At 61.4% G+C, this 4,866-nt stretch carries 6 protein-coding genes and 1 pseudogene; 4 read left to right on the top strand and 3 right to left on the bottom strand.

Going from position 1 to position 4,866, the window contains the following annotated elements:
• The first annotated feature begins 264 nt into the window (after positions 1 to 264).
• A pseudogene (locus tag ACIQ7H_RS21755) lies at positions 265 to 1,382 on the top strand (IS3 family transposase).
• A gap of 148 nt (positions 1,383 to 1,530) precedes the next feature.
• On the opposite strand, the gene ACIQ7H_RS21760 reads toward ACIQ7H_RS21755, so the two are convergent.
• Entirely contained in the window at positions 1,531 to 2,634 is a 1,104-nt protein-coding gene (locus ACIQ7H_RS21760; protein ID WP_395795529.1) for a hypothetical protein, read from the bottom strand.
• A gap of 91 nt (positions 2,635 to 2,725) precedes the next feature.
• Positions 2,726 to 3,592, bottom strand: a complete 867-nt coding sequence (locus tag ACIQ7H_RS21765) for an excalibur calcium-binding domain-containing protein (RefSeq protein WP_395795519.1) — start codon at positions 3,590 to 3,592, stop codon at positions 2,726 to 2,728.
• Between ACIQ7H_RS21765 and ACIQ7H_RS21770 the strand changes: the two genes are divergently transcribed.
• On the top strand, positions 3,591 to 3,773 hold the full coding sequence (locus tag ACIQ7H_RS21770; RefSeq protein ID WP_395795521.1) for a hypothetical protein: 183 nt from the start codon (positions 3,591 to 3,593) through the stop codon (positions 3,771 to 3,773). The two genes, ACIQ7H_RS21765 and ACIQ7H_RS21770, sit on opposite strands and share 2 nt — an antisense overlap.
• 206 nt (positions 3,774 to 3,979) lie before the next feature.
• On the opposite strand, the gene ACIQ7H_RS21775 is transcribed toward ACIQ7H_RS21770, so the two are convergent.
• Entirely contained in the window at positions 3,980 to 4,231 is a 252-nt protein-coding gene (locus tag ACIQ7H_RS21775) for a hypothetical protein (RefSeq protein WP_395795523.1), read from the bottom strand.
• Positions 4,232 to 4,444: 213 nt separating this feature from the next.
• Between ACIQ7H_RS21775 and tnpA the strand changes: the two genes are divergently transcribed.
• A complete protein-coding gene (gene tnpA / locus ACIQ7H_RS21780; protein WP_395795525.1) occupies positions 4,445 to 4,633 on the top strand; it encodes an IS66 family insertion sequence element accessory protein TnpA in 189 nt (62 codons plus the stop codon).
• The coding region (gene tnpB / locus ACIQ7H_RS21785) for an IS66 family insertion sequence element accessory protein TnpB (protein WP_395795527.1) at positions 4,633 to 4,866 on the top strand (234 nt) is incomplete at its 3' end. The genes tnpA and tnpB, both read left to right, overlap by 1 nt.

The raw sequence follows: 4,866 nt of genomic DNA on the forward strand, positions 1-4,866 counted from the left end.
CGTCTGCTTCTTCTTCGCCGTGTAGGCCAGAGAGTCGAAGGTGGTCTGCTTCATGGGGTGACTGTCATGTGGGTGATGCACAAATTCTACCAGCCGGGCTGGGATAAAACAGAGGTTCCCTAGTGCTTGTGCTTACGGCGAAGGTCGTTTCGCGCTGATGACGGAGAGCGATGGCAACATTCTTCTGTACAAGGGTGACCTGCCCGGCGATTTTCGGACCAGTTGAAAGTTGAGAGGATGGCTCCCGACATCAGCGAGGAGCCCATGCGCAAGTCCCGATTCACCGAAGAGCAGATGGTCAAGATCCTCCGCGAGGCCGACAAGTCGCCGGTTGCGGAGGTGGCCAAGAAGTACGGCATCAGCGAGCAGACGCTGTACGTCTGGCGCAAGCGCTACGGCAAGCTGGAGACCGCCGACGTCAAACAGCTGCGGACGTTGCAGCAGGAGAATGCGCGCCTGAAGAAGCTGCTGGGCGAGCGGAACCTCGAGATCGAAGGGATGAAGGAGATCACCGCAAAGAAGTGGTGAGCGCGCCTGCCCGGCGCGCCTTGATCCCTCGGATGGTTGAGCGTGGCATCAGCCAGCGACGTGCCTGCGCGCTGCTGGGAGTTGCCCGCTCAGCGCTGCGCTAGCAAGCACGCTTGCCTGCCAAGGATGCTGCGGTGATCAAACGCATTGAGCACTACGCCGCGCTGTACCCGCGGTTCGGCTGTCGCCGGACTCATATCTGTCTGGAGCGCGAGGGCTTCCAGCTGGGCTGGGAGCGGATGTTCCGGCTGTGGCGGCACGGCCGGATGCGGGTGCCGAACAAGCGTCCGCGCAGACGCGTCGCCACCTCCAGGCCGCGGTCGATAGCGGCCATCGGTCCGAACGAGGTCTGGGCCTTCGACTTCGTACTCGACGCCTGCGCCAACGGCCAAGCCCTGAAGTGCCTGCTCATCAGCGATGAGTGGACCCACGAGGCGCTGGCGAGCGATGTGCAGGGCAGCCTGCGCTCGCGTCGCGTGATCGAAGTGCTGACACGCCTGTTCAGCGAGCACGGTGCGCCGCGCTACCTCCGCTCGGACAACGGCCCCGAGTTCGTCAGCCATGCGGTGTTGAAATGGCTGCAGCAGGAGGGCATCGAAACGGCGCACATCGACCCCGGCAAGCCTTGGCAGAAGGGCACGGCCGAGAGCTTGAACGGCAAGTTCCGCGACGAGTGCCTGAGCATGGAGTGGTTCCGAAGCCGGGCCGAAGCGCGGGTGATAATGAAGAGCTGGCGCCGCCACTGCAACGAAGATCGCCCCCACTCGAGTCTTGGCTACCGGACCCCGAAGCAGTTCAAGGACGAACAGAAGCAGCAGAGCGAAGCATCAACCCAAACAGCCTCCTTCAACTAATCGGTGGTCCTGAGAAAGCGGGCAGGTCACGAGCACTTCGTGTTAGACCGGACAGCGGAAGGCCGCGTCGTGAAGCATCTGACGGTCGTAGACGACGCGACCCATGAGGCGGTTAAGGTCGAGCGAGCGATGTTCACCTGCCGGGCGCTCAGGGTTCGCAGTCGTCAATCTCCAACGCAATTGCATTCTCGGGTCCAAACCTTGGCGCTACGTGGCTCCCCCAAACCGCCGTCTTGGGTGGCTTCCTGTCAAAGTTCGATTGGAGCTGCCGGGCGAGCATGTCTGAACGATGAATGGAGGCCATGTCAAGAGACGCGTTCAACTGTTCAAGTGCGCTTCGGCGGCTGAGTCCGCCGGCGCTTGCAGAAATTCGGGATGCTTCGCTCGGAAATTGCTGGATCTCTCGATCCGCAATAATCAGCAACGCACGCGCGCGAACCGGATCGGGCTTGACCGCCTCACTCAGTGGGGAACGGTTGAAGGGCTGTGGAAGGCCACTTAATGCAATACCGTAGACAGTGAGCAGAGATCGATCTCCAGCGGTGACTGCGGCTTCGGCCATGGACTGGGCATCCCGCAGGTAAGCTGAGATGACATGCGGGTGGTGAATTGTGTCAACCGATTGCCACCATTTTCCGGAAGCAAATTCAGCCATCGCACGGGTATTACCCGAAGATGCCGATTGATAAAGCCACTTCAACGCGTCTTTGCTCTGCCGCTCCGACAGTCCTTCGCACATGTGTTTCACGGCTTCCATCGAATTCTCGATTGTGGCCATCGCTTCGATACTGACGTCAAGTTGCGTCGTCAGTGCTTCTGTGCTGGCCTCGTTTGCGGGTTGAGCGTCCGTGATGAGATGGCGGGTAGGATCGATCATGATTCTTAGCGCGCGGGAACGCGCGAGATCCGCGCATGTCGACAGGTCTGCGGTCAAGCGGCAAGCTGCTGCTGAGTTGCCAAGGCGCGCTTGGCTCTCCAAATGATCCAGGATTTCAACCAAGGGGGTTCCGGGCGGCGGAAGCGTTTGTGGCGAAACGGGCGCAGGCACGACGGCTCTAGACTCAATCCATTCGCTGGCAGCCGCCGCGGAGAAAGCGAGCTCGTGCGCTTTGGTTTCTGGGGCCGCAGGGTGTATCGGTGGAGATTCGGTCACGCGCTGCTCATACTCAGCGCTGCGGCTCCAGCTGACAATGGCAGCAGCAAGCGTCAACCCAGAAACAATCAAGAGTGCTTTTTGTGTTCGGTAAGGCATAGAGGCTCGCCTCGACGACTGTACGGGTGAGGAGGCCGCGAAACCGTGAAACCCGGTTTCGCGGCGTGTTCATCGCGGAGTGAATTACCACCTACTCACAACCGATCCCGTCATTGTCCAAGTCAAGATGCGGGCCAAAACCGGCTTGGCCGCGAAGAATTGGCGCCTTTCCAGCTGCTCGCACTTCGGCGCAATTGACAAACTTAAGATCTAGCTTGAACTCAGGCTCGCCCCACAGGATCTTTACATCAAAGTCCTTGGCTTTGCCTGCCTGCGCGAGCGACCACGGCACCACGTGGTCGATGATCCCGCACATACGTGGTGGGTCCCAATCGTAGCGATCGGTGGCCCGGTAGACGCGTTCCAGCTTGAGATAGGCTCGAGCCCCCCAAGGTCTGCGGAAACTGTACTTGTACTCTCCGGTCATGTTGAACTTTCCCAGAGCGAAGTATAGATCGGGGTCCACACTGCCCTCCGTGACAACACTTGACGCGATCTCGAAAGCACCACTCGAAGAACCCCCTTCGAACAAATCGATGGCTTTGTACCGCGCATCAACATCCATTTCGGCGCGCCGCAAGACGACCGCTGATGCCTGACTAATCCAAGCGGCGCGAACGTTGAGACCGACATAGTTCGCAGTCCAGTCTCCGCCGCTGGTCAAGAAATTGGTCAGGAGTATTCCCCCATTGGGATAGATCGAAATTGCGCCTGCAGCCGCCGCTGGCAGCATCAGCCACCAGACTCTGTCGAGGTCGCCTTCGACATAGGCACCCGTGACCAGATCTCGCCATTCCCGCTGCGGCCCGGAGACGGTAACGCGCTCGGGGGGGCAGATACCGTAGGGAGTGGATTGGGCAAAACTCGGTGATGCAAGCCCAAGGGCAAGGAGAGTGCATACGGAACTCCGGAGCGACGCGCGTTCGCAGCGGGGTTGCATTTGATCGCAGTTCTTCATGAAGAGATTTCCCTTCGGCTGTGTCGATGTGGGGTTGAAGCGCCTGCCGCAGGGCGGCGCATGCAATAAACGACATGGATCTCCGCAGAAGTCCTCTCTGCTGGCTCTGGAAAAGCTCTCGAAAAAGTCTTTTCTTCTCCTGAATCCGTGGCCGACCAACGAGAAACTGTTCGCCAACTGAAACACCGCGGCGTGTGCTGTGGCGGCGCGCTCATTTGTTCGCCGCGGGGCCACAACCTCGCCTTCAACGCAGCACAGACGAGAGCTTCGTTGCCCTTCGTGCATGGGCAGGGTCAGGTCCGACCGAATCCCGGGCGGCCGTGATCCTCCGGGGCGTCGATCCGGCGATGGATACGTTGCGGTCGGGGGGCTGTTGGGCGTTTGCGGCTAGGCCAGGCGTATTCGCCAGTTTTTGACCAGCCGACCAAACGCCACGGCCTCGCTGCAGTGCAGGCCGAAGTCCAGTGCACAGCTACCGGCGTGGCGGATCGCGGTGGCGGCGCCGTAGATGATCTCCTGGATGACGGTACGCAAGCGGCAACGCCTGGCAGGGTGGCGCACCGGGCTGTCGGACCCCAACAGGGCGCCTTCGCCGATCAGACGAAGGCAGTAGTAGGTCAGCGCAGCCAGGCTCAGCACGGGGTCGTTGGTGTCGAACCTGCGGGACGGCAGGCGTTTGAGGTCGAGGTCGGTCTTGAACTCGCGGTGGAATTGCTCGTGGGTGCCGTGATCGGCATAGAGCGCGATGATCTCAGCGGTGGGCAGCTTGAGGGTAAGCGTCCGCCTACCTCACCTACCTTCCTGACCTGATTCTCCCGACCGTCTCCGGTTTCCCCAACGGAGGACCGGTCGATGGCGTGTTCGGAGGTGCGGCGATGGCGGGCGCATGTGCGCTCGCAGGTGCGGAGTGGGTTGAGCCAAGCGGCGTACTGCCGGCTGTGGGGCATCCGTCGGCGGGAGTTCGCTGCCTGGCGGCGGCGGATGTGGATGCGCGAGTTGGCGCCGCTGCGGCTGTTGCCGATCCAGCGGAGAGACGGCTGATGCGTCTGCCTTCGCAATGGTTTCTCGCGGTCGAGCCGGTCGATCTGCGCTGCGGCATGGATCGGCTGCTGGTGTGGGTGCAGCGCAGCGGTGGCGTGGCCTCGGGTTCGGTGGGTTACGTGTTCCGCAACCGCAGCGGCTCGCGGATCAAGCTGCTGCTGATCGACGGCACCGGCGTGTGGCTGTGCGTGCGTCGACTGCACGCGGGGCGCTTCCACTGGCCACGTTCGGGC

This window comes from Aquimonas sp. (assembly GCF_044377145.1).
Taxonomy (GTDB): Bacteria; Pseudomonadota; Gammaproteobacteria; order Xanthomonadales; family Xanthomonadaceae; genus Aquimonas.